Annotated in this window: 16 protein-coding genes; 9 read left to right on the forward strand and 7 right to left on the reverse strand. The window is 33.5% G+C overall.

The genetic code is table 11. The features are described from left to right. Window positions 1-165: 165 nt before the first annotated feature. The 5 genes from tamL to AC3Y25_RS18430 form a co-directional block, all read right to left on the reverse strand. Window positions 166-2,478: a translocation and assembly module lipoprotein TamL gene (gene tamL / locus AC3Y25_RS18410; RefSeq protein WP_489903742.1), complete on the reverse strand. Its 2,313-nt coding sequence runs from the start codon at window positions 2,476-2,478 to the stop codon at window positions 166-168. Then, window positions 2,462-7,573 (reverse strand): translocation/assembly module TamB domain-containing protein, encoded by a 5,112-nt coding sequence (locus AC3Y25_RS18415; RefSeq protein ID WP_489903743.1) that lies wholly within the window; start codon window positions 7,571-7,573, stop codon window positions 2,462-2,464. The genes tamL and AC3Y25_RS18415 overlap by 17 nt, the downstream gene beginning before the upstream one ends. 322 nt (window positions 7,574-7,895) lie before the next feature. Continuing rightward, entirely contained in the window at window positions 7,896-8,855 is a 960-nt protein-coding gene (locus AC3Y25_RS18420) for a GSCFA domain-containing protein (RefSeq protein ID WP_489903744.1), read from the reverse strand. 86 nt (window positions 8,856-8,941) lie between these two features. Continuing rightward, on the reverse strand, window positions 8,942-9,691 hold the full coding sequence (locus tag AC3Y25_RS18425) for a hypothetical protein (protein WP_489903745.1): 750 nt from the start codon (window positions 9,689-9,691) through the stop codon (window positions 8,942-8,944). A gap of 206 nt (window positions 9,692-9,897) precedes the next feature. After that, complete coding sequence (locus AC3Y25_RS18430; protein WP_489903746.1) at window positions 9,898-10,692, reverse strand: hypothetical protein; 795 nt, start codon at window positions 10,690-10,692, stop codon at window positions 9,898-9,900. Between the two features lie 237 nt (window positions 10,693-10,929). Here AC3Y25_RS18430 and AC3Y25_RS18435 point away from each other — a divergent pair, with 237 nt between their 5' ends. Further along, window positions 10,930-12,675 carry an ABC transporter ATP-binding protein gene (locus tag AC3Y25_RS18435; protein WP_489903747.1) on the forward strand — a complete coding sequence of 582 codons (1,746 nt, stop codon included), beginning with the start codon at window positions 10,930-10,932 and terminating at the stop codon, window positions 12,673-12,675. A gap of 97 nt (window positions 12,676-12,772) precedes the next feature. Here AC3Y25_RS18435 and AC3Y25_RS18440 read toward each other — a convergent pair whose 3' ends face one another. Both AC3Y25_RS18440 and alaS read right to left on the reverse strand, forming a co-directional pair. Continuing rightward, window positions 12,773-13,150 (reverse strand): GxxExxY protein, encoded by a 378-nt coding sequence (locus AC3Y25_RS18440; protein WP_379799065.1) that lies wholly within the window; start codon window positions 13,148-13,150, stop codon window positions 12,773-12,775. A 188-nt stretch (window positions 13,151-13,338) separates the two neighbouring features. After that, the gene (alaS, locus tag AC3Y25_RS18445; RefSeq protein ID WP_489903748.1) at window positions 13,339-15,978 is read right to left on the reverse strand and encodes an alanine--tRNA ligase; all 2,640 of its coding nucleotides are present in this window, start codon (window positions 15,976-15,978) and stop codon (window positions 13,339-13,341) included. Between the two features lie 277 nt (window positions 15,979-16,255). Here alaS and AC3Y25_RS18450 point away from each other — a divergent pair, with 277 nt between their 5' ends. The 8 genes from AC3Y25_RS18450 (at window position 16,256) to AC3Y25_RS18485 (ending at window position 23,735) form a co-directional block, all read left to right on the forward strand. Further along, the gene (locus tag AC3Y25_RS18450) at window positions 16,256-17,233 is read left to right on the forward strand and encodes a peptidoglycan DD-metalloendopeptidase family protein (protein WP_379799061.1); all 978 of its coding nucleotides are present in this window, start codon (window positions 16,256-16,258) and stop codon (window positions 17,231-17,233) included. A 48-nt stretch (window positions 17,234-17,281) separates the two neighbouring features. Further along, window positions 17,282-17,614 carry a MerR family transcriptional regulator gene (locus tag AC3Y25_RS18455; RefSeq protein ID WP_026730479.1) on the forward strand — a complete coding sequence of 111 codons (333 nt, stop codon included), beginning with the start codon at window positions 17,282-17,284 and terminating at the stop codon, window positions 17,612-17,614. A gap of 34 nt (window positions 17,615-17,648) precedes the next feature. Further along, window positions 17,649-18,233 carry a LemA family protein gene (locus tag AC3Y25_RS18460; protein WP_095928713.1) on the forward strand — a complete coding sequence of 195 codons (585 nt, stop codon included), beginning with the start codon at window positions 17,649-17,651 and terminating at the stop codon, window positions 18,231-18,233. Between the two features lie 31 nt (window positions 18,234-18,264). Continuing rightward, window positions 18,265-18,702 (forward strand): TPM domain-containing protein, encoded by a 438-nt coding sequence (locus tag AC3Y25_RS18465; RefSeq protein WP_489903749.1) that lies wholly within the window; start codon window positions 18,265-18,267, stop codon window positions 18,700-18,702. Between the two features lie 3 nt (window positions 18,703-18,705). Beyond that, window positions 18,706-19,542, forward strand: a complete 837-nt coding sequence (locus tag AC3Y25_RS18470) for a TPM domain-containing protein (protein WP_489903750.1) — start codon at window positions 18,706-18,708, stop codon at window positions 19,540-19,542. Between the two features lie 93 nt (window positions 19,543-19,635). Then, on the forward strand, window positions 19,636-20,049 hold the full coding sequence (locus AC3Y25_RS18475) for an RrF2 family transcriptional regulator (RefSeq protein WP_012023964.1): 414 nt from the start codon (window positions 19,636-19,638) through the stop codon (window positions 20,047-20,049). Window positions 20,050-20,301: 252 nt separating this feature from the next. After that, a complete protein-coding gene (locus AC3Y25_RS18480; RefSeq protein ID WP_489903751.1) occupies window positions 20,302-22,848 on the forward strand; it encodes a TonB-dependent receptor in 2,547 nt (848 codons plus the stop codon). A gap of 146 nt (window positions 22,849-22,994) precedes the next feature. Next, window positions 22,995-23,735, forward strand: coding sequence for a DUF2490 domain-containing protein (locus AC3Y25_RS18485; RefSeq protein WP_489903752.1), 741 nt, complete (start codon window positions 22,995-22,997; stop codon window positions 23,733-23,735). Window positions 23,736-23,835: the final 100 nt, after the last annotated feature.

Genomic DNA, 23,835 nt, shown 5'->3' on the forward strand with positions numbered 1-23,835 from the left:
CACGAAATTGTTTCTTTTTCTGCCACGAATTCACGAATTTTCGCTAATGTCATTATCTATAAATTTTTTCCATTTCACAAATTTAATTTGTGAAATTCAATTATAAGTATCCGTGTAGATTAGCGAAAATTCGTGAATTCGTGGCGAAAAAAATGGCAAAAAAACTTAGAAAGGATATCCAATAGCAATATTCAAAATTAAATTATCTTTTCTCCACGAACTGCTTCCAAAATTAATATCGTCAATTACCCATCTTTGTCCGTCAGGCAAGGCAGGATTTCGAAGCGGAATGGCCAAATCTGTTCTTAAAACTAAAAACGATAAATCGAAACGTAAACCTGCTCCTGCTCCAATTGCAATTTCTTTCATAAAATCTTTTGAGATTTCTGCACCAGGTTTGTTCGGGTCGGCATGCAGTAACCAAATGTTTCCAGCATCAAAAAACACCGCACCTCTAACAATACTGAAAAGCTTTGCACGATATTCGGTATTAAATTCCAATTTTAAATCAGCGGATTGATCTGGTGTATAATTATCATTTGTCGTTGGTGGAATAACATAACTTCCTGGCCCTAAAGTTCGTGCTCTAAAAGCTCGAATACTATTAGTTCCTCCTACAACAAACTGTTTGGATGCTGGAAGCGTATTCGAATTCCCGTAGGCAAATCCAGCTCCAACAATCAATCTGCTGGCTAATTCGCTTTCTTTTCCGAGTTTTAAATAATGCCTAAAATCGGATCTGATTTTTACATATTGGCTAAACGGAACATCAAATATAGTTTTAACCTTATTTGGATAGTCTGCCCCTGTAATCAATCCGGTAAGATTTCCCGCCAAATCCAATTCGCCATTAAAATAGATCGTATTTTTTCGGCGCTTCTGCATCGTATTGGTATAGGTATAATTGTAAGTTGGACCAAAAATCAACTGCTTTTCGATTACTTTTCCTAATGCTGGATCAGTTTTAATGTCTTCCAAATACTCTGGCGTAACATGATTCGGACTCACATAAGTCACATCTACAATATTTAACTGATGTTCTTTACGAAGGTTTTCTTTCCACAAATATCCAAATGAGGTATTAAAAGAATTTAAGGCATACAGCTGCGTTCGTTTTTGATATTCGTAACGAATAGTAGCTTTGGTTCTGGGCACATATTCGCTATTTCCTTCAATATTAAAAGGGGTAATAAATCTAGGCCAAGTCAAGCTGACTTCACCTCCAAGCTTATAAATATTTTTTCCTTTATTTACTCCTCCAAGCTGAAAATCGGCACCACCAAAAATCGAAGCGGTAAACAATTCTGCACCACGCAAAAAGTTTCTGTTGTTCCAGTTTAGATTTAATTCTGTACCGGTATAACTGGCTGAATTGGTTTTTCCGATAACTTCAACACGAATAAACTTTTTAGGCAAAAGCGTTAGATAATAATACGAATCTAAAGCATTATCTATACTATCTGAAGGCTTGAATTCATTTTTGACAAAACTGAAAGTTCCCAAATTTACGAAACGATTCAAAGTCAAATTATGATCGGTTCGGTTGTATAAATCTCCTTTTTTAAAATAGATTGTTCTGTCGTAAACTCTTGGTTTAAAAGTTTCTGCCGTATCAATAATGGTAAAATCTTTATACTGAGTAATATTCTTTTTTCTGTAAACCATACTGTCATTTCCCAGAGAATAATTGGGATAGACAAAAATGTTATTTATAGTATAAGCTCTTAATGCTTTTACAGGAGTTTCGTCTTTAATAACCAATCTGATTTTTACTTCATGATCGCCTTTACTGCTGTCTACTTTTGCCAAAAGATAATCAGGATTAAAATAGTAATACCCTTTTTCTTTCAGTCTGGCATCAATACGTTCCCGTTCTGCTTTTATTACATCCAAATCATATGGTTTTCCCACTTTCAATAAACTGCGTCTGCTTGATCTGGCAATTATTTTTGACATCTTTAAAGAGTCATCTGGAAATGTGACGCTTTTAATAATATATTGCTTTTTCGGAACAACAGTGTATTCGGCCGTTACTCTTTTGTTACTTACAGTAGAATCGGCACTGACACGAGTTTTAAAGTAGCCTCTATTTTCAGTAAAATTTCGCAGCACTGAAGCATTATAATCTAAATCGACTTTACTAAAAAGCACTGGCTCTTCTCCAACTTTATTTCGAAGCCAATATCTAAATCCTTTTTCTTTTTTAGGCTCACCAGCAATATTATAAAACCATAATTTTGGACGTAATCCTAAAAACGTTTTATTTGGTTTTGGACGAAGAAGACCTTCCAACTCGGTTTGCAGCGCTTTTCTATCTTTCTTTTTCATGATAGAATCTTTCACTTTCACCGAACCACCAGTATAAAGCAAATCACCTTCTGGAAGATATTTTGTGTTACTGCATCCTAAAGCAAAAAATAAGGAAAGCAGCGCGATATACTTTAAATATATATTTCTATGATTAAGTCTTTTGCTCATTTCCTTCAATTGTTTTTTCGTCTTCGTTCTCTTGCAATTTTTCCTTTTCCTTCTGCTCTTTCTTTTTCTGTTTTTCTTTTTCCTTGCGGATTTTTTCTTCTCTAATTAATTCTTTTTCTTTTTCAGTACGATGGAAAAGTTCTCTAAATTTATTGTAGCTCATCGTGATAATAAAAGCAACACCTGTTTCTACAACCTGCCCTTCAACTGCCACTTGATATTGATTTTTTCTGTAGGCACGAACCATATAACGGCCGTCTTTTGTCAATTGATAATCTAAAGCGACATCACCCGCAATATTGGTGCTTTCTTCGTTGGCGCGCTCTGCACCTTCTACTCCAAAACTGCTTCCAACCGTTACTTTTAATCTGTCATCCAACAGTTTTTTAGAAACCTCCACATTCAAATCGGTTCTATTTTGCATCGTTCCAGACGTGTAATCTTCAGACGATTCTAAATCGAAATTGACTTCAACTCCTGTAATTAATTCTCCTGCCAGATTATTCAATTGTTGAGAAAGTATTTTACTCACACTTTGTCTTGCCATTGTTTCAGCGCTTACACCACCACTTTGACTCGCAAACGGATTTTCACCTACAAAACGGTTTAATAATAAAAGGGCAAAAACCTGTTTGTTCAATTCTGCAGGATCTTGTTCTAATTGCTTTAATTTACTTTGCGTCGTTGTAACAACATCTGTAGAAACATTATAATTTCCTTCTGGCAATACAATTCCAAATGAAATTTCAGGTTTCATCAATTCTCCATTCATTTTCAATAAAGTTTGAAAAGGAAGCTTTTGTTTATAGGTATTTTGAACAGCCGGTTCCATTCCCGCCAACTGATTTCCAAGCAAATCAATTGGTGCTGCATTTACATTATAAATTGCTGTAATATTTAAGTTTGCCATTGTTGGTTCGCCATTCCAGGTAATGTAACTTCCTTTTTGAATATCAAATTTCCTTTTGATTCCATTAAAATTCATTTCATAAGCTCCATCCGAGAACTCGTATTTCCCTGTTAGCGTTGTTTTTCCAGATTGATCAATTCCTCCTACTAATTCCGCTTCCCCTTTCAAGTTCAGATAATCTCCGTTTGCTTTATCAATTAGCAGTGTCAACTCGGCCTCTTTATCAATTGTAATGGCAACATTTACATCCATTCCTTTCAGTTCCGATTGATCTAATTTATTCTGAAGATCAACTGTTTGTTTGAGGTACATATTGTCTTCATCAACAAACTCTACAATTCCCTCACGATCTGCAATAGAAGGATCTGATTGTGGCATTACCACCGTAAATTTGGTTTCTTTATTGATTTTAAGCGTTCCGTCAACAACCGGACTATCCAAGTTTCCTTTTATATTTAATTTGGTATCTAAGAATAAATCTCCATAGAACAAATCGTTGTCTTTTGCTTTTGAATGAATGGCTCTAAAATCGTCTGCTTCAACTAGCAAATTGAAATTGTACTTAACAAAATCTGGAGACTGAATAGTTCCGTTTACATACAATTCGTTGTCATTTTCATCAAAAAGAGAAAACTTGTCAAATGAGATTGTTTCATTGCTGAAAGTGATTTTCTCATTTTTAGTTTTAAAGTACGAATTGAGCTGTGTTACTCTAAAACCAGCATCGTTAAAAATCAATTCGCCATTAATTTTTGGAGCAGAAGTGTTTCCTGTAAGCTTAAAATTTCCCGATAAAAACCCTTGTCCTTCAGTAATATTCCCCATGCTGAAACCTTGAATACTTTTGATGTTTAACTTATTAATAGCCACATCAAAATCAAAATTCCCAGTATCCATCAAATAATCTCCTGTTAGCTTCAAATCATTTCCTTCGTCGCTTAAAGCTACATTTGCAGCAAGTGTATTTGCCGTTTTATTGTCAACTTTTATTTCTAAGTCGCCAACTTTTGAACCTTTAAAAGTAAAATCATCAATTTTTAAGTCAGAAGTAAAAGTCGGGTTTGTCATCACGTTTTCAACCAATGCATTTCCGTTTATCAACCCTTGCATCAGCAATTCGTCTTTTTTAACCATATTCATAATGGTTTCGATTTTGAAATTCACAAAATCGACTTGCAACGGCGCATTATCCTTTGTTCCTTGTGATTGAATTTTTAACTCGTTTCCGTTATTATTCAAATTGAATTTATCGACATAAAGTCTTTTTTCTCCAAACTCAATCCTGTTTTCTGGATCTACATTCCATTTATCATAATTTAAAATGAAGTTTTCAGCATCCAATTTTACAATGTTCTTTGAGTCTTCTGCCTTAAATTCACCTGCTATAAAATATTGCTGTTTGTCTTTGGCATCTTTTACTTCAAGAGCATAAGTCAAAATATTATTCTGCACATCTCCTGATAAACTTGTAAATGGAATTTTAAGCGAGCCGCTTTCAATTGTTGCCACAGAAATCGAATATTCTAAAGCATTTTCTTTGGCTTCGATGTTTATTTTCCCGTCCGAAATGGTATTGCCTCCATAAACAATTCTTGGAATGGTTCCTTTTACAGTCAAAGAATCTGTCTGATTATTATAATTTCCTGTTATGCTAAAAGGTTCTAAGCCCGTTAATTTTGGCAATAATTTTAAAAGCACTGGATCATTATCTACTTTTAAAGTAAAGGCTAATCTTTGTTCATCTGATTCTGCGTTAACTTTTGGATTTTTAAGATCAATATATTTTGACAATGATTTTTGAATCGAATTTGCCAGTGTCGTGAGTTTGTATTTTCCCGTTACTTCGGCTTTTAAAAATTGAGACGAAATTTTAATTGAATTGCTGTCTTTGTCTGCAAAAGCCAAAACGCGAATTGAATCTAGAACAATTGGTTCGGCATCTTGCAAAATCTGAATGTTCGAAAGAAATACTTTGCCGTTCAGAAAATCTGGATTGCTATTGGTTATATCGGCATCAACATTTCCGCGAAGTTTCATTGGTCCTGCATGCAGATTTAGCTTTTCTAAATCGGCAATATCCAAATTTAGTTTCAGTTTTACGGTTGGATATTTATCTTTTGTATCGCCTGAAGCCGTTAAATTGAAATTTAAATTAGGATCTTGCATTCCTGATTTTACAGCAAAAGAACCGTTTTCGATATTTCCTTTCAGCGTTAAATCTTTATAGGTATATCTGTTAAAGACCGCTTTCTGAACAATTCCATCAACAAAAGCATTTGCCGTTTTCGGATCTAAACCGTTTCCTTTTACTTTCGCTTTAAGCGTAATTTTTCCGATGGAGTCGTTTTTAATTAATCGCCCCAAATCGAATTCCTGCAGAGAAACGTTTGCATCATATTTTTCTCTTTTCTTAATACGCTGATCGAATAATGCATCAACTTTTGCATTTCCGAAACTGCTATTTAAAGCCAGATTCGTTTTAAAATTTTGAACTGAACCTTTAAATTTTCCTTGCAAACTTAACTGTGACGGAAGTTGAATATTTTTCGGAATTGTTCCCGCAGGCACAAACAGGTTAATGTCTTTTGAAGTACTCGAAATTTTCTTGATATTCAAATCATAATACGCTTTTTGAGCATCCGGAAGCCCTGCTATTTTTCCAGAAAGCGAAACTTTTGTCGTTCCTATTCCGCTCATTTCAAATTTCGAAATAGTCAAATCTTTTACTTTTCCGCTCACGCGACTGTCTACGTGCAAAATCACATTTGGATTGCTTTTAAACGGATTTGTTTTCTGCAAATCAGGAACAAACAGCAAAATGTCTTTAAAACCAATTTTTGATTGTTTTAAATTAGCATCAATTGCCAGATTTCCTAAATCTTTCTGAAGCGATTCAAGTGATTTATATTGCGCCTTAACTTTATCTTGAACAAGAGTTTGTGGCGTTTTTAAATATAAATTCTCTAAAGAAGCATTTTTTGGACCGTAAAAGAAATCGGTTTTGAAAGCCTGAATCTGCAAACCGCTTTTTTCGTTAACAGTCAATGTCTTAATATTTCCAGAAATAGTATCATTTCCGTAATATAATTTCTCGGCTTTAAAATTAAATTTACTCAAATCAAGATGCGCATAATCCAATCCTTTTGTTTTAGGTTTGGACTGCATATCATCAAACTTGAAAGCAATATTTTCTAGATTGGTTTCGTTCAATTTTACTTTCCAGCCTGCTTGTTTTATCGCTGTGGTATCTAAATCGGGTGCATCAATTTGCTTATCTTGTGCTCCCAAACGCAGATTTCCGCTTAGATTTTTTACTTCGAAAGTATCAAAATCCAAAAACTGTTTGTTTAGATCGATTTCGTTTACAGCTAAATTTAAGTTTCCTAAACGAATGCCAGAATTTAGTTTTGAATCTTTATTATCGTATAAAATATCGATTTTAGACAACGTTATTTTATCTAAAGCCAATTTAAAATCTGGACGCTTCGAAATTGTATCAACCGTTTTTACTGAAACCTCAGCAATTTTTTCGACTACATCCTGATCTAAAACCACCTTCAATCCGTTTAAATTGATTGTCGGAATATTAAAATCCATCTGATCCAGATCAAATTTTTTGAATTTGGTATCAAAATGAGTCAGGTTTACGCGAATGTCATTTTTAGCGAAATCATCCTTAAAATTAAATTTAACCTGATCAAGATTTACTTTTACAACCGAAATTTTAAAGGGCTTTGCATTAGGATCTTCAACTTTTGGTTCTTTTGATTCGAATGCTTTGATGATATAATCAAAATTGAAGACTCCTTGTTTGTTTCTCGAAATATTGGCTTTTACATTTTCAAGCGAAACCGAATTGATTTCGAGTTCACTGCTAACGAGTTTAAAAAGGTCAACATCAACTTCTAATCGATTACCAGCCAACAAAGTATCTTTTTTTTGATCTTCAAAATAAAAACCTTCCAGAACTACGTCTTTGGGGAATTTTATCGAAATATGATCTAAGGAAACTTTAGTTTTTATCTTGCCCTGAAGATAGTTTATCGCTTTATCCTTAACGAAATTTTGAACCGAAGGAACTTGAATTAAAATGATCAGAAGTAATAAAAGTGCAACTACAGAAACCACGCACCACATAAGGATACGAAGTGTTTTTTTAAGAAAATAAACAGGTTTCTTATTCATACCTCAATAAAATCGGATTAGATTAAAATTGCTTCTGAAAAAAGCAGAGTTACACATTTTACAAAAATGTAAAATTTAAACCTTAACAATTTACACAATTATGAGGAATTATTCTAAAATTTTATTGTTGTTTTTGCCACGAAGGCGCGAAGACGCAAAGTTTTGAGTTATTTTTTTGCCACAGATTACACGAATTAACAGAGATTAAAAAAACTGCATTATTTTGAAAAATCCTTAAAATCTTTTTAATCAGTGGCTAAAAAACAGTTAGTGTGGAGCTTTTTTTGCTTTCTAAACTGTTGGTTTTAATCAATCTCTGCGATTAGAATTTAATATGTGGTAGTTTTTCTCCTAATTGATTTATTTTCTGCTGGAGTTTAGCCAAGAATTTTTGATGCTGTTCAGATTCTGGATTAAAGCTTCTGTGGCGAAGACTTTTCTGGATTTCATCAACTTCTTGTATTGTTGTCAAACTTTCCTGAGAAATGTAATTTTCGCTGAAAAGCTTCCAGATATAATCGATCGCAATTTGATTGGGATGCAGCATATCTTCATTATAAAAACGATAGTCGCGAAGTTCGTCCATCATGATTTCATAAGAAGGAAAATAGTTATGAGCTATGAGTTTTGAATTATGAGTTTTTAAAACCTGATGCAAAGCTGTAAACAAATGGGATTTACTTAATTGGTTCTCTACAAATCCATCTTTGATATGACGAACTGGTGAAATAGTGAAAATGAAATTTATATTTGGATTTAAAACCTGAATGGCTTCAATTGTATTTTGAATACTTTTTTGAATTACTTCAATAGACAATAATTCCTTTGAAAATTGTTTTTGAGGTACTTTGTGACAATTGGCAACAACTTCGTCTTTTTCTAGATTTCTATAAATCCATGAAGTTCCAAAAGTGATGATAATATGAGTTGCTTCTTTTAATTGTTTGTTCGTTTCTAAAATCGCTTTGTTTAAAGTTTCAAGCAATTCTTGTCGGTCGGTATTACTTAAATCAGAATGCACTTCAAAAGAATGCCAGCGTTCATTATGAAAGAAAACGTCTTTTTCTTCAAACCATTGTTCTTTGCAAACGCGTTCAAATAATTTTTCTATAGAGACCGAATTAAATATAATTCCAAACGGATTGGTTTCATTCTGAAATTTAAAATAATCGAATTTCTCCGCCATATTCTCTGCAAAACAAGAACCAATAGAAAGTATTTTCGAATTATAATCGATTGGCGAATTACTTTTTGAAATGGGGATTTGTGTTCTGAATTGCATGACTTAAACATTTTAAACAAATTTCGATTATTTTTAGCAATAAAAAAAGCCAGATAAATCTGGCTCTATAGGTAAAAAGTTGGCTCTTAATAAAAATATTCAGTGGTACCTAAACTATCAGATCCTGTATTAACTTCTTTAGTTGGGTATCCTTGATCATTATAGGTAAAAGTGCTGTTTCCCCATAAATCACCATCTGCTGTATCTGTTAGGATATTGAATTTAACTCCATTTGCTTCTCCATCAACAAATGCAATTTTATCCATTCCTAAAATATTTTTAGTCGCATTATTTTTATTATCGTAAGTGTATTTATGATCTGGTGAGTTAGTGCTTGTAATTTCACTTACTTCACCATTTACAAATTTAATTGTAGCTGTACCTGAAGAAATAGTTTGGGAAACATCATTTCCTGAATATCCTTTCACCGAAATTGTACCATCTGTATTATACGTATAAACTTCTTTATATCCTCTTAATACTGCTAATCCTTCCTCATATTCATATTCAACTCTTACAAAAGTTGATAGCTTTCCATCAGTAGTGTATGTAAAAGTATTTACTTGTTCTGATTTTCCATTAGGAAGTTTGAAATCAATTTTTGTAATTAAATCTCCTGTATAAGTATAATGCAGATTAAAAAATCCAGTATCATCTGTTGCACTTACTATTTTGTTACCGTCGTACTTATAATTAATGGTAGCTTTATCTCCATCTGGATTTGTAATAACAGTTTTTTTAAGTAAAACAAGATCTGAAGAACTTGATGAATCATCGCTTGAACACGATGTCAAAACTAGTGCTAAAGCACCAAAAAGGCATAATAGTTTTTTCATGTTGATTTGGTTAAAATTCTTATTAGTGCAAACCTAGTACAATCAAAAATCAAAACCTTACGGGATTCCTCATCGAAGCATATTTTACAATTAAAAAATTATTAAAACACTAATAACAAACAATATAAACTTCCTTTTTATTTTTTAAATAAAAAAAGTCAAATACAAAAAGTATTTGACTTTTATATATTTAAAATCACTTGAAATTAATATGCATATTCAATTTCATATTCAATATTTTTTCCTCCTCCATCAAACGAAGTATGTCTTGTTGGATAGGAAGCATCATTATAAATATAACTAGTTACATAAACAGATGGATTCGGAAATTCAGTTGTAGTTTTCGTAGTTTTTACAATATTATTATTACCAAATCCATCAATTTCGTTTAATAATAAATTGAAACCTAGTATGTTGTTTAGAGGGTTCTTTTTAGAATCATACTCAAAAAGTAGTATTGTTGCTGATGAACCAGACTTTTCTTCTATTTTGATAAGGTTTCCGTCTTTATAAGTTAAAGTTCCCTCTGCACTTTTAGTTTCTGTTTTCTTTATATTCTCAACATCATAATTAATATAAGAAACCGTTCCGTTAGAGTTATGAGTATAAACCACCTTCTCAATAAAATAACCATCAGGATATTCAGCACTTATACTTTCTCTAAAAATCCTTGTTTTTAATTTTCCATTTTCATAACTATACGAAACTTCTTCATTTTTAATCTCTTTTCCATTTTCTATATCAAATACTTCTTCTTTAATTATTACATCTCCATTGTATGTAAATACAGTTTTTGAATCTTCACGAACAATAGTGACAATTTTATTGCCGTTGTAAGTAAGAGTTTCTTTGCTATTTGTTCCAAGATAAACAGAAGGATAAATATAAGAAATTGTTTTTGGCAATGTAGAATCAATTTCTTGTGAAGGAGAATTTTCGTCACTTGAACACGATGATAACAGTAATGCAAAAGCACTAAAAAAGAATAATTTTATTTTCATGGTTTATGGTATTTATTCATCAAATATATAATAATCTTACAACTAACAAAAAGTTAAATATCTATTAGCAAAAACTTCTTTACTCTCGCCTCTTGCTTAATAAGTTCTATAATTGAGAAACCTTAATTTAATTTTGCAGAATCAAACTATAAAAATTACATTTTTAATAACAGAAATGAACTTCACAAACTAAAACAATTCCTTACTTTTGCATCTTCCATTTTTTTAAAATCTTATATGAAATTATTATATACTTATATTATCAAACATAAAATGCTCTTGTTTTTTGCTTTGATAATGGCCACTATCAACATTTGTTTCAGTTTATCAGACTCTGTAATTACGGGTAAATTAATGCAGGACTGCGGCGTCGGTCTGTCAAAATACAAAGGGAACGAAATCGGATTTATAAAATCTTTAGCTTTCTGGCTTGGTCTTTCACTTGGTGCTGCTATGATTTCCAGAATTACCAAAAACTTTCAGGATTATTTTACCAATGTTGTCATTCAGAGAACTGGTGCGCAAATGTATACCGACGGAATCAAAAAATCTCTTGATCTTCCTTATGCAGAATTTGAAGATCAGCGAAGCGGTGAAACTTTAAGCAAACTGACAAAAGTTAGAATCGATTCAGAAAAACTGATCACGCTTTCTATTTCTCTAATTTTCCAAACTATTATTGGTTTCATTTTCGTAATCGTTTATGTAGCCCGAATTGATATGAGAATTTCAATTATCTTTTTAATTACTGCTCCAATTATTGCTTTGGTAAGTTTGTATTTAGGAAAAAAGATCAAAATTGTTTCTCGAAAAATTGTGAATCAAACCAATGCGTTAGCAGGTTCTACTACCGAAAGTTTAAGAAACATCGAATTGGTAAAGAGTCTTGGCTTAACGTATCAGGAAGAAAAGCGTTTAAACTTAAATACTTTTAAGATTCTTCAACTAGAGTTACAAAAAATAAGATTTATTAGAAGTTTAAGTTTCATTCAAGGAACAACCGTTCATTTCTTGAGAACTTGTGTTGTTTTTGCTTTGTATTATTTCTTATTTGGAGGAAAAATTATCGTTGGAGATTTATTGACAATGGTATTTTTTACCTTCTTCATTTTTGGTCCTTTACAAGAATTAGGAAACTTCATCATCGCTTTGAACGAAACAAAAGTTTCAATGGAAAATTTCAAAAACTTACTGAACGCTCCAAAAGAATTCCGCCCAAAAACTCCTATACATATTGGTGCAATTCAGAAACTGCTTTTCGAAAATGTGAGTTTTCAGCATAAAACTGCCAAATTTAAAGCAGTTGAAAATATCAATTTCGAAATCAAACAAGGTCAGACCGTTGCGTTTGTTGGGCCGTCGGGATCTGGAAAAACAACTTTAGTAAAATTATTAGTTGGATTATATACTCCAGAAGAAGGTCAGGTTTTATATAATGATATTGATTCTACAGAAATTGATTTACTAGATTTAAGAAAACAACTTGGTTTCGTGACTCAAGATGCACAATTATTCTCTGGAACAATTCGCGAAAACTTATTATTCGTTAAGCCAAATGCAACCGACGAAGAACTTTATGACGCTTTAAAACGCGCAAGCTGTGACAAACTTCTGAGACGCGCCGAAGATGGTTTAAATACTACAATCGGAGAAGGCGGAATCAAAGTGTCAGGCGGTGAAAAACAGCGTTTATCTATTGCCAGAGCAATTCTTAGAAATCCAAATTTATTGATTTTTGATGAAGCGACTTCTGCTTTAGATTCGATTACCGAGGAAGAAATCAACGATACGATACGAAATATTTCAGATAAAAACAGAATCACAGTACTAATCGCACACCGTTTATCAACTGTAATGCATGCTGATAGAATTTTTGTTCTAGAGCAAGGTAAAATCATCGAGCAAGGAAAACACGAAGATTTAATTGTGGAGAAAGGATTGTATTATGCTATGTGGCGCCAACAAATTGGAGAGCGTAAGTAGGTGCGAATAAAGAATCTCGCAAAGTCGCAGAGTCGCAAAGTTTAATTTTTTAAGCTTGGCGACTCTCTTTTTTTATTTAAGTTTTTAAGTGCTTTTACTAAAGATTAGAAACTACTCTTTTTATTCCAAATTTGATAATTGGTACATTAAAGTTAATTAGTAAACCTAATTTCATTTTTGTGATTTTGAGATATGTGAGAACTTGTTTTGCATGTACATCCGTCAATTGTTCGATAGATTTAATCTCTAGAATTACTTTATTTTCAACAATTAAATCTGCTCTAAATCCAATATCCAGATTTATTTGATCCCAAATAACAGGCAACGTTTTTTGTCTCTCTACACTTAATCCTCTCTTTGTTAATTCATGAAACAAAATCGCTTCATAAACTGATTCCAATAATCCTGGCCCTAATTTGACATGTATTTTATAGCAAACATCAACTACAATAGCCGAAATTTCATTTTCATTCATTTTTACAAAATTAAAGTATAAACTTACAAAAATAAAATTTAAAAGCTTTTGCGACTCTGCGTCTTTGCGAGATTAAAAATACCTTCAACTTAACAAACAAAAATCTTAAAGATTAACTTAAAAAAAAAAGTCGCAAAGCTTAAAAAATTAAACTTTGCGACTCTGCGTCTTTGCGAGATTAAAAAAACTTACTTCACGAAATCCACAGCTTTAGCTAAAGCCTCAGCAATTCCATCAACATTTTTACCTCCTGCAGTTGCGAAGAAAGGCTGACCTCCTCCTCCACCTTGGATGTATTTACCTAATTCGCGAACAACTTGTCCAGCGTTTAAGTTTTTCTCTGCTACAATTTCTTTAGAAACATAACAAGTTAACATTGGTTTTCCTTCGTGAGCAGTTGCTAAAACTACAAATAAGTTGTTATAAGAGCCACCTAATTCGTAAGCTAAATCTTTTGCACCTTCTGGGTTTAAATCTACTTGTTTAGCTAAGAATCGAACTCCATTGATTTCTTGTAATTCTTTAGCCAAATCAGCTTTCATATTTTTAGCTTTATCTTTCAATAAAACTTCCAATTGTTTTTTCAATTGAGCATTTTCGTCTTGTAATGCTTGAATCGCTTTTACAGGATCTGGAGCATTTTTTAGCACTTCTTTAATTTCTCCAAAAGAAATTGCTTGAGACTCAAAATATTCTTTTGCAGCTTCACTTGTAATCGCTTCAATTCTTCTAATTCCAGCAGCAACAGCTCCTTCAGAAACAATTTTAAAGTGCCAGATATCAGATGTATTCGCAACGTGCGTTCCTCCGCATAATTCGACAGAATCTCCGAATTTAATAGTACGAACTAAATCACCATATTTTTCACCAAACAAAGCAATTGCACCATCTTCAAGAGCTTGATCTTTTGGAATCGCTCTTTTCTCGATTAACGGCAAACTCTCACGAATTCTTGCATTTACAAAGTTTTCAACCTCTAATAATTCCTCATCTGTAACTTTAGCAAAATGAGAAAAGTCAAAACGCAATGAAGCATTTCTTACCATCGACCCTTTTTGCTCGATATGAGTTCCTAAAATCTTACGTAAAGCTTGATGTAACAAGTGCGTAGCAGAGTGATTTGAAGAAGTTTTAGCTCTTTGAATAGCATCAACAACCGCGTTAAAAGTTCCCGTAAGGTTTTCTGGTAACGATTTTGCTAAATGTATCGTTTGGTTATTTTCTTTTTTAGTATCAATAATATAAACGATATCTCCGTTTTGAGCTTCTAAATATCCTTTATCTCCCGTTTGTCCTCCGCTTTCTCCATAAAATGGCGTTGCATTGAAAACCAATTGGAAAATTTCTCCATCTTTCACGCTTTCAACTCTACGGTATTTTGTAATCTTAACTTGTTGTGATAATCTGTCATATCCAACAAATTCCTGAATATCATCTTCTACAAGCACATTCCAGTCACCAGCAGTTACTTTAGAGGCTGCACGAGATCTTTCTTTTTGCAATTGTAATTGTTCTTGAAACCCTTCTTCGTCTAATTTCAATCCTCTTTCAGAAAGAATCAAAGCTGTTAAATCAATTGGGAATCCGTAAGTATCATACAATTCAAATGCTTTTTTACCATCAACAGTATCTGTATTGTTATTTGAAATTACAGCATCTAAAAGAACTAATCCTTGATCTAATGTTTTTAAGAATGAGTTTTCTTCCTCGCGAATTACATTCGAACAAAGTGCTTTCTGCGTTCTGATTTCTGGGAATGATTCTCCCATTTGTTCGCTTAAAGTTTCAACCAATTTATAGATAAATGGTTCTTTCGTATTTAAGAAAGTAAATCCGTAACGAATAGCACGACGTAAAATTCTACGAATTACATATCCTGCTCCCGTGTTAGATGGCAACTGACCGTCAGCAATAGCAAATGCTACCGCACGAACGTGATCTGCCACTACACGAATGGCAATATTCATTTTATTTTGTTCTTCACTAATGCCTGTTACATCATTAGTTGTATATTTTGCTCCAGTAATTGTTTCGATTTCTCTAATCAAAGGCATGAAAACATCAGTATCATAGTTTGATGTTTTTCCTTGCAAAGCCATACATAAACGCTCAAATCCCATTCCGGTATCAACGTGCTGTGCCGGAAGTTTTTCCAATGAACCATCTGCTTTACGGTTGAATTCCATGAAGACATTATTCCAGATTTCAACAACTTGCGGATGATCATTGTTTACCAAGCTTTTTCCAGAAACTAAAGCTTTTTCTTCTGCAGAACGTAAATCAACGTGAATTTCAGAACAAGGTCCGCATGGTCCTTGATCTCCCATTTCCCAGAAATTATCTTTTTTGTTTCCAAGAATAATTCTATCCTCGTCAATTAATGTTTTCCAAATATCCCAAGCTTCTTGATCAAATGGAACATTATCCTCTTTACTTCCTTCAAAAACAGAAACATAAAGATTTTCTTTTGGGATCTTGTACACTTCTGTCAATAATTCCCAAGCCCAGTTGATTGCTTCTTTTTTGAAGTAGTCACCAAAAGACCAGTTTCCTAACATTTCAAACATAGTGTGGTGGTAGGTATCAATACCCACCTCTTCAAGGTCATTATGTTTTCCTGAAACACGAAGACATTTTTGCGTATCGGCTATTCTTGGACTTTTTGGAGTTCCGTTTCCTAAGAAAAATTCTTTAAACTGGGCCATTCCCGAGTTGTTGAACATTAAGGTTGGATCGTCTTTAAGTACAATAGGAGCCGAAGGAACAATAGTATGCCCTTTACTCTCAAAAAAATCTAAAAATTGTTTACGTACGTCTTGTGATTTCATATTTTAATTAGAAAATGTGTCTGTTTTAATGTGTCAATTTGAAAATTAGATCATTAGCTAATTTTATTCATTTGATGATGCGTTAAGTTTTTTATAATGTAATTAAAAAACTTATAATTTAAACAATAAATTGCCTATTTTGCGCATTATCTAATGATAAAATAGCCCCAATATCTAATCATTAATCCTTGTAAAAAAGTGTCGAATAACTGAAACTATTAGCAGTTTTATTCGACTAACTCATTTTACAAGGTGCAAAAATAGCGTATTTTAAAATATGGCGAAAGTAAAATATTATTACGACTCAGAAAATCTGGCTTATACGAAAATAAAAACCAGAAAAAGAATAAAAATAGGTTACGCATTCCTGTTTTTACTGGCATCGGCACTGTTTGGTTTTTTAGTTTTTGTTCTTTTGATTAACACGCCTTATTTCGAAACTCCAAAAGATCGTTTACAGGCACGTGAAATTGAAAACTTAAAACTTCAATATTCCATTTTAAATAAAAAACTGGACGAAATCGACGCTGCCGCAGATGCATTAGAAGAACGTGACAATAATATTTACCGTGTATATTTTAATAAAGCTGAAATTCCAGATTCGATCAGGAAAGCTGGTTTTAGAGGTTCTGACAGATACAAAGCGCTAGAAGGGTATAATAATTCTCAATTGGTTTTGAATGCAACCAAAAGAGTCGACAAACTATCGAAGCAGTTGGCCATTCAGTCTAAATCTTTAGATGATATTTTAAAATTAGCTGGAGCTAAAGAAAATTTATTGTTAGCGATTCCTGCCATTCAGCCAGTTCGAAATGAAAATTTAAAACGTGTCGCGTCAGGTTTTGGATACCGAATTGACCCTTTCACGAAAGTGAGAAAAATGCATAACGGAATGGATTTCACGGCCAATACAGGTGCCCCAATTTATGCAACAGGTGACGGTGTTGTAGAAAGAGCTGACAATACCGCTTCGGGATACGGAAACCACATCGTGATCAGGCACGGTTTTGGATATGAAAGTTTATATGCGCATTTAAGCCAATACAACTGCCGTCCGGGGCAAAGAGTGAAACGCGGCGATGTAATTGGTTATGTTGGAAGCACGGGTAGATCTGAAGGGCCGCATTGTCATTATGAAGTGCATAAAGATGGAAAAGTCGTCAATCCGCTTAATTTCTATTACGGAAATATTTCGGCTGTAGAATATGTGGCAATTTCGCAAATGGCAAACCAAGAAAATCAATCATTAGATTAATATCACGAAAAAATAGTATTTTTGAAATAAAATAGAAAAAAACGAACCATGCATATTGAACTTTCTAAAGACAAAAGATATTACAGTATTGGCGAAGTTGCCAAAGCTTTTAATGTCAATGCCTCTTTGATACGATTTTGGGACAGCGAATTTGACATTCTAAAACCTAAAAAAAATGCAAAGGGAAATAGAATGTTCACTCCAGAAGATGTTACCAACCTCCAATTAATCTATCATCTAGTAAAAGAAAGAGGTTTTACGCTTGAAGGTGCCAAAATACACTTAAAAGAGGGTCAGAAGAAAACGTTAGATAAATTCGAAATAATACGTAAATTAGAGTCGATAAAAACGCAACTGAACGACATCAAAAACGAATTGTAATTAAAAATAGAAATAAACTTAAATCAAAACAAATATGAAAAAGTGGTTAATCCCTGTAGGAATTATTGTAGCACTTATTGCTATTATCGCATTTTGGTCGATTGGTATTAAAAATACTGCTTTGCAACACAGTCAGGCTGTTAATAAAGAATGGGGAAATGTTCAAACGGCTTACCAAAGACGTAATGATCTTATCGGGAATTTAGTAAACACTGTAAAAGGTGCTGCTGACTTTGAAAAAGGAACTTTGACAGCAGTAATTGAAGCTCGTGCCAAAGCTACATCAGTAACTATCGATCCTAGCAATGTTACACCAGAACAATTAGCAGCATTTAACCAAGCTCAAAGTGGCGTAAGTTCATCATTATCAAGATTATTGGTGTCTGTTGAGCAATATCCAACTTTAAAAGCAAACGAGAATTTCTTAAAATTACAAGATGAATTAGCAAGTACTGAAAACCAGATTTTAACTGCTAGAACTCGTTTTAACGAAGCTGTACAAGTTTACAACGGATACGTTTTAAAGATTCCAAACAACTGGTTCTTGAGCGAATACAAAGAAAAACCATACTTTGAAGCCTCTACTGGAGCTGATAAACCAGTTGAAGTAAAATTCTAAAATCTACAATCTAAACTCTAAAATCATTTTCATGTCAAAAGTAGAAGATTTTTTAACCAAAGAAGAAGAGCGTGAAATTGTTGAAGCAATTCGCGTGGCCGAAAAAAATACTTCTGGCGAAATTAGAGTACATATAGAAAAAACAACTTCTAAAGTCCATTTTGATCGGGCTTTAGAAGTTTTTCATGAATTACGAATGGATGAAACCAGATTGAAAAATGGAGTACTGCTCTATTTTGCAGTTGAAGATAAAAACTTTGTAATTTGTGGAGACAAAGGGATTAATGATGTCGTAGCCAACGATTTTTGGGATTGTACCAAAGACATTATGGTGAATCATTTTAAATCCGGCAATTTTAAACAAGGAATTGTTGACGGTATTTTGAATGCCGGAGAACAGCTCAAAAAATATTTTCCGTCTCAGGAAGATGATGTAAACGAACTATCTAACGAAATCTCAAAAGGATAAATAATGAAAAATTCCAAAATTAAAACCCCAAATTCTAATAGAATTTTTCAGATTACTTTTTTGTTTATCGCATTATTTATCAGCAATGCTATTTTTGCGCAATTTGAGATTCCACCCAAACCAAGTTTCCAGACTTCTGTTTACGATTACGCTAACATTTTAAGTTCTACAGAAAAGGCACAATTAGAAGAAAAACTAGTTCGTTACTCTGATTCTACCACTACTCAAATCGTAGTAATTACGATTGAAAGTTTAAAAGGAGAAGATGTAAGCCAATTAGCAACTAAATGGGGGCAAACATGGGGAATTGGAGGAACTAAAGAAGATGATAATGGAGTGGTCATTCTTTTAGCTAAAAATGAAAAAAAAATTGCCATAAATCCTGGATACGGTCTTGAAGATCGTTTAACGGCAGGTATTGGCGGAACAATCATCAGAAATATTATTATACCTGAGTTTAAAGCAGGAAGCTTTTACAACGGTCTTGATAAAGGAACTGATGCTATTATTGATGTTTTTAAAGGAAAATACAAAGGCGAACGCAAACAAGCAAAAGGACAAGATTTTCCTATTCTGCCTTTTATTGTAATTGTTGTAATTGTTTTAATCTTACTCGCTCGAAATAAAAGAGGCGGAGGAGGAAATTCTGGCAACAATGGCGGCGGAGGCCCTAGCCTGCTCGATGTTATTATTCTGAGCAATCTTGGAAGAAGTGGCGGAGGCGGATTTGGAGGCTTCGGCGGTGGATCATCTGGTGGTGGTTTTGGCGGAGGCGGAGGCTTCGGCGGCGGATTTGGCGGTGGAGGTTTCTCTGGCGGTGGATCTAGCGGAGGCTGGTAATTTATTCTGGTTCTAATTTTCTTTGTTTCAGGTTTCAAGTTTAGGTTTCAATCTTAAAAAATCATACATTTACATTTTACAATTTATTAATAGATGTTATCACATAAAGCAAAATACGCCCTTAAGGCCTTACTTTATTTAGCAGAACAAGACGAAAATCACATTTCTAGAACTGTAGAAATCGCTGATGGCGCTAACATTCCTAAAAAGTTTTTAGAGCAGATTTTATTAGATCTAAAACGCGGCCGTTTTGTAAGCAGTAAGCAGGGAAAATTTGGCGGATACTATCTAATTAAATCCAAAAATGATATCACTTTGGCAGAAATTCACCGATTATTTGACGGTGCAATTGCCCTTTTGCCATGCGCTTCTTTAAATTTTTACGAGCCTTGCTCTGATTGTAAAACCGAGTCCGAATGCAGTCTTCGTCACGGTTTAATGCTAATTAGAGATAAAACTTTGAAGGCTATGGAAGGCATCACAATCGCCTCATTGGTAAAAAAATAAAAAAAATATTTTCTAAAGTCTAGTAAATCGATAGAATTAATTATATATATTTGCCAAAAATAATTAACTAATCATTTACAAAATTTTAACTCATGAAAGTACATTCTAGTAAATCAGGTGGACAAAATCTTTTGCAAAAAAAACATAATTATAATTTCACAATCGTGAATACTGCTTCATCTATGATGTGTATGTGTTGGTAAAAAAAATTTAATTTTAAATTCTACTAATCATATATACTTAATATAAAAAATGAAGACATCTATAAAAAATATACTTACAATACTTGCAGTTTTAACATTCTCAATCTCATTCGCACAAAAAATTGACGGAGTTGTTACAACAGATCAAAATATTCCTTTAGAAGCAGCCAATGTGGTAATTAAAGGAACAACTTTTAGCACAATTACAGATTCTGAGGGAAGATTTTCGATAGAATCACAGGGAAAATTACCGCTTACAATCCTAGTTCAATACATTGGTTATAATACTGCTGAACTTGAAATTACAGCTATCCCTGCTTCGCCATTATTGGTTACTTTACGCGAAGAAAACAAACTTGTTGAGGTTGTAGTTTCTTCAAGAAGAAGAATTGAAAAAGTACAAGATGTGCCTATTGCCGTTTCTGTAGTTACAGGAAAACAAGCAGAAGCAGCAGGAGCTTTCAACGTAAACCGTATTAAAGAATTGGTTCCTTCTGTACAATTGTATTCTTCTAATCCAAGAAATACTGGAATCAACATTAGAAGTTTAGGTTCACCATTCGGACTTACCAACGATGGTATCGATCCTGGAGTTGGTTTCTACGTAGACGGTGTTTATTATGCGCGTCCTGCAGCAACTACTTTAGATTTTATCGATGTAGAACAAATCGAGGTATTACGTGGCCCACAAGGTTCTTTATTCGGAAAAAACACTACTTCTGGAGCTTTTAATATTACATCTCGCAAACCAAGTTTTACAACTGGTGCCGATTTTGAATTGAGTTACGGAAATTATGCTTTTTTACAAGCTAAAGCTTCTATCACTGGAGCATTAGGAAAAAAAGTCGCTGGTCGTTTATCTTTCTCAGGTACACAACGTGATGGTTTAATTGATAACATTGCGACAGGAAGACCAACCAATACTTTAAACAATCAAGGTTTTAGAGGACAATTATTATGGACTCCTACTGAAAATACTAACATTACTTTTGCAGGAGATTTAACAACACAGCGTCCTGACGGTTATGCGCAGGTTGTTGCTGGTGTTGCCCCTACTCAAAGGGCTGCATACCGTCAGTTTGATGCTATTATTAAAGATTTAAATTATCAATTACCAAGTTTAAATGCTTTTGACCGTAAAATAGATCACGATACACCTTGGCGTTCTGGACAAGATTTAGGAGGTGTTTCTTTAAACATTGATACAAAAATTGGAGGCGGAACTCTAACTTCTACAACTGCATGGCGTTTCTGGAACTGGGACCCGTCAAACGATAGAGATTTTACAGGATTACAAGTTTTAGCTAAATCTCAAAACCCAACAAGACAAACTCAGATTACACAAGAGGTTCGTTATGCTGGACAATTAACTTCAAAAATTAGCGGTGTTGGAGGTGTATTCTTTATCGATCAGACTTCTCAAACAGATGGTACGGAAGAATCAGGAAATGCTCAATGGAGATTCTCTCAAAGTTCAACAAGTCCATTATGGAAAACTCCAGGTCTTTTTGAAGGTTACGGAATTAAAACTGATGCAAGAATAAGAGCTTCTAGTGCTGCAGTATTCGGACAGCTTGATTGGGCTGTTACAGAGAGATTCCACATTTTACCTGGTTTGAGATATAATTTTGATAAAAAAGACGCAAGTTATTCTCGTAAAACTTATGGAGGTCTTCAAACTACAGATCCTGCCTTATTGGCTTTGAAAAAATCGGTTTACTCTGATCAAGCATTTGATTCAGATACTGACAATACAGACTTTTCTGGAAACTTAACGCTTACTTATAAAGCATCAGACAAAATCAACGCTTATGCAACTTATGCAAAAAGTTACAAGCCGGTTGGAGTTAACGTAGCTGGTCTTCCAACAAATGCAGCGGGACAGCCATTAACTGAACTTGCAGTGGTTAAGCCAGAAAAAGTAAATCATTATGAAATTGGAGTAAAAACTTCTCCTTTCAAAAACTCAATTTTCAACTTAACGTTCTTTAATACTGACATCAAAGATTTCCAAACCAACGTTCAGGCAGCTGAATTAGGTGTAAACCGTGGCTATCTTGCTAATGCAGATAAAGTACGTGTAAGAGGTGCAGAATTGGATGCAAGTTTTGTAATCAATTCGCACGTAACAATTAATGGAGCGGCAACTTATACAGATGGTAAATATGTGAAGTTTACTAATGCGCCACTTCCGTTAGAAGAAACTGGAGCGCCAGTTGCCTTTAAAGATGTTTCTGGAACTGAATTGCCAGGAGCTTCAAGATGGGCAGGTTCTCTTGGAGGTGAACTTTCGGACAACGCAAAATTCTTTGGTAATGCTGGAAAAATCTTCTTTGCTGCTGACGGATACGCTCGTTCTGAATTTTCTTCAAGCCCTTCGGCTTCAAAATATTTAGTAGTACAAGGTTATGCAATCTTTAATGCTCGTTTAGGTTTCCGTGCTTCGCAAGGTTTATCTATTCAGATTTGGGGAAGAAACCTTTTCAATAAAGATTACTATGAGCAATTATTGCCTGCAGGTGGTAACACAGGTCAATATGCTGGAGTTCTTGGTGATCAAAGAACTTACGGAGTTACATTTAAGTATTCACTGTAAGATGGTTAGTTAGTTTTAGTATTAAAAAGGGATACATTTTAAAATGTGTCCCTTTTTTTTATTTCACAAAATAACTTTCAAATCAAATTTTAAAATAGACGGAAATAAGATCATTTGTATAAATTCGCAGCCTGAATTTATAGTTTTTGAACAGATCTTTTAGATTACTTTTTATCATAATCTTTCTTTGTCAGCTAATTACTGGGCAAAATCAAAGAAATATCGACCAGCAGACTTTGACTTGGATTCGATACTATAATATTTTTCCGTTATCCGAAAAATGGGCTATTCATTCTGAATTTGATAATCGAAGTTTTGTAAATCCTGTTCATGAGAATCTTTTCGTTATACGATCTCAAGCTCGTTACAGAGCAACTAAAATGGTAGATTTAGGTGCCGGATTTGCTTTTTTTAGCGTCAATACTCAAAACCCAAACCTTGATCCTGATTATTCTGTTCCTGAATATCGTGCACAGCAAGACCTTACTTTAATTAATGATATTGCCAAAATCACTTTTCATAATCGCTTTCAGCTCGAAGAACGATTCATTCAAAAAGCAGATAAATACGGACTTTTAGACGAATTCTCATTTGCATACCGATTTAGATACCGATTACAGTCTATGTTTACCCTTTGGGAAAAAGAAGGAAGAAGCATAAAAGGAACAATTTCTGACGAAGTTTTATTCAATTTCGGAAAAGACAATCACAGAAATACTTTTGATCAAAATCGTTTTTACGTTGCTTTACGTTATCATTTCACACCAAATCTTGGATTGGAACTGGGTTATTTAAAGAACTTTCAAAGACGCGCCAGCGGTATAGATTTCTACAATCGCGATATCATCAGGTTTACGGTTTATCATAGAATTAATCGGAAGCTTTAGATTTTAGATTTTAGATTTTAGATTTTAGATTTTAGATTTTAGATTTTAGATTTTAGATTTTAGATTTTAGATTTTAGATTTTAGATTTTAGATTTTAGAT

Source organism: Flavobacterium sp. LK-23, assembly GCF_058135255.1.

Excerpts from the sequence above, each read along its gene's own strand:
- AC3Y25_RS18415 (WP_489903743.1), bottom strand. The coding sequence starts at position 7,573 with ATGAATAAGAAACCTGTTTATTTTCTTAAAAAAACACTTCGTATCCTT.
- AC3Y25_RS18420 (WP_489903744.1), bottom strand. The coding sequence starts at position 8,855 with ATGCAATTCAGAACACAAATCCCCATTTCAAAAAGTAATTCGCCAATC.
- AC3Y25_RS18475 (WP_012023964.1), top strand. The coding sequence starts at position 19,636 with ATGTTATCACATAAAGCAAAATACGCCCTTAAGGCCTTACTTTATTTA.
- tamL (WP_489903742.1), bottom strand. The coding sequence starts at position 2,478 with ATGAGCAAAAGACTTAATCATAGAAATATATATTTAAAGTATATCGCG.
- AC3Y25_RS18455 (WP_026730479.1), top strand. The coding sequence starts at position 17,282 with ATGCATATTGAACTTTCTAAAGACAAAAGATATTACAGTATTGGCGAA.
- AC3Y25_RS18435 (WP_489903747.1), top strand. The coding sequence starts at position 10,930 with ATGAAATTATTATATACTTATATTATCAAACATAAAATGCTCTTGTTT.
- AC3Y25_RS18470 (WP_489903750.1), top strand. The coding sequence starts at position 18,706 with ATGAAAAATTCCAAAATTAAAACCCCAAATTCTAATAGAATTTTTCAG.
- AC3Y25_RS18430 (WP_489903746.1), bottom strand. The coding sequence starts at position 10,692 with ATGAAAATAAAATTATTCTTTTTTAGTGCTTTTGCATTACTGTTATCA.
- AC3Y25_RS18460 (WP_095928713.1), top strand. The coding sequence starts at position 17,649 with ATGAAAAAGTGGTTAATCCCTGTAGGAATTATTGTAGCACTTATTGCT.
- AC3Y25_RS18450 (WP_379799061.1), top strand. The coding sequence starts at position 16,256 with ATGGCGAAAGTAAAATATTATTACGACTCAGAAAATCTGGCTTATACG.
- AC3Y25_RS18480 (WP_489903751.1), top strand. The coding sequence starts at position 20,302 with ATGAAGACATCTATAAAAAATATACTTACAATACTTGCAGTTTTAACA.
- AC3Y25_RS18465 (WP_489903749.1), top strand. The coding sequence starts at position 18,265 with ATGTCAAAAGTAGAAGATTTTTTAACCAAAGAAGAAGAGCGTGAAATT.
- AC3Y25_RS18440 (WP_379799065.1), bottom strand. The coding sequence starts at position 13,150 with ATGAATGAAAATGAAATTTCGGCTATTGTAGTTGATGTTTGCTATAAA.
- AC3Y25_RS18425 (WP_489903745.1), bottom strand. The coding sequence starts at position 9,691 with ATGAAAAAACTATTATGCCTTTTTGGTGCTTTAGCACTAGTTTTGACA.
- alaS (WP_489903748.1), bottom strand. The coding sequence starts at position 15,978 with ATGAAATCACAAGACGTACGTAAACAATTTTTAGATTTTTTTGAGAGT.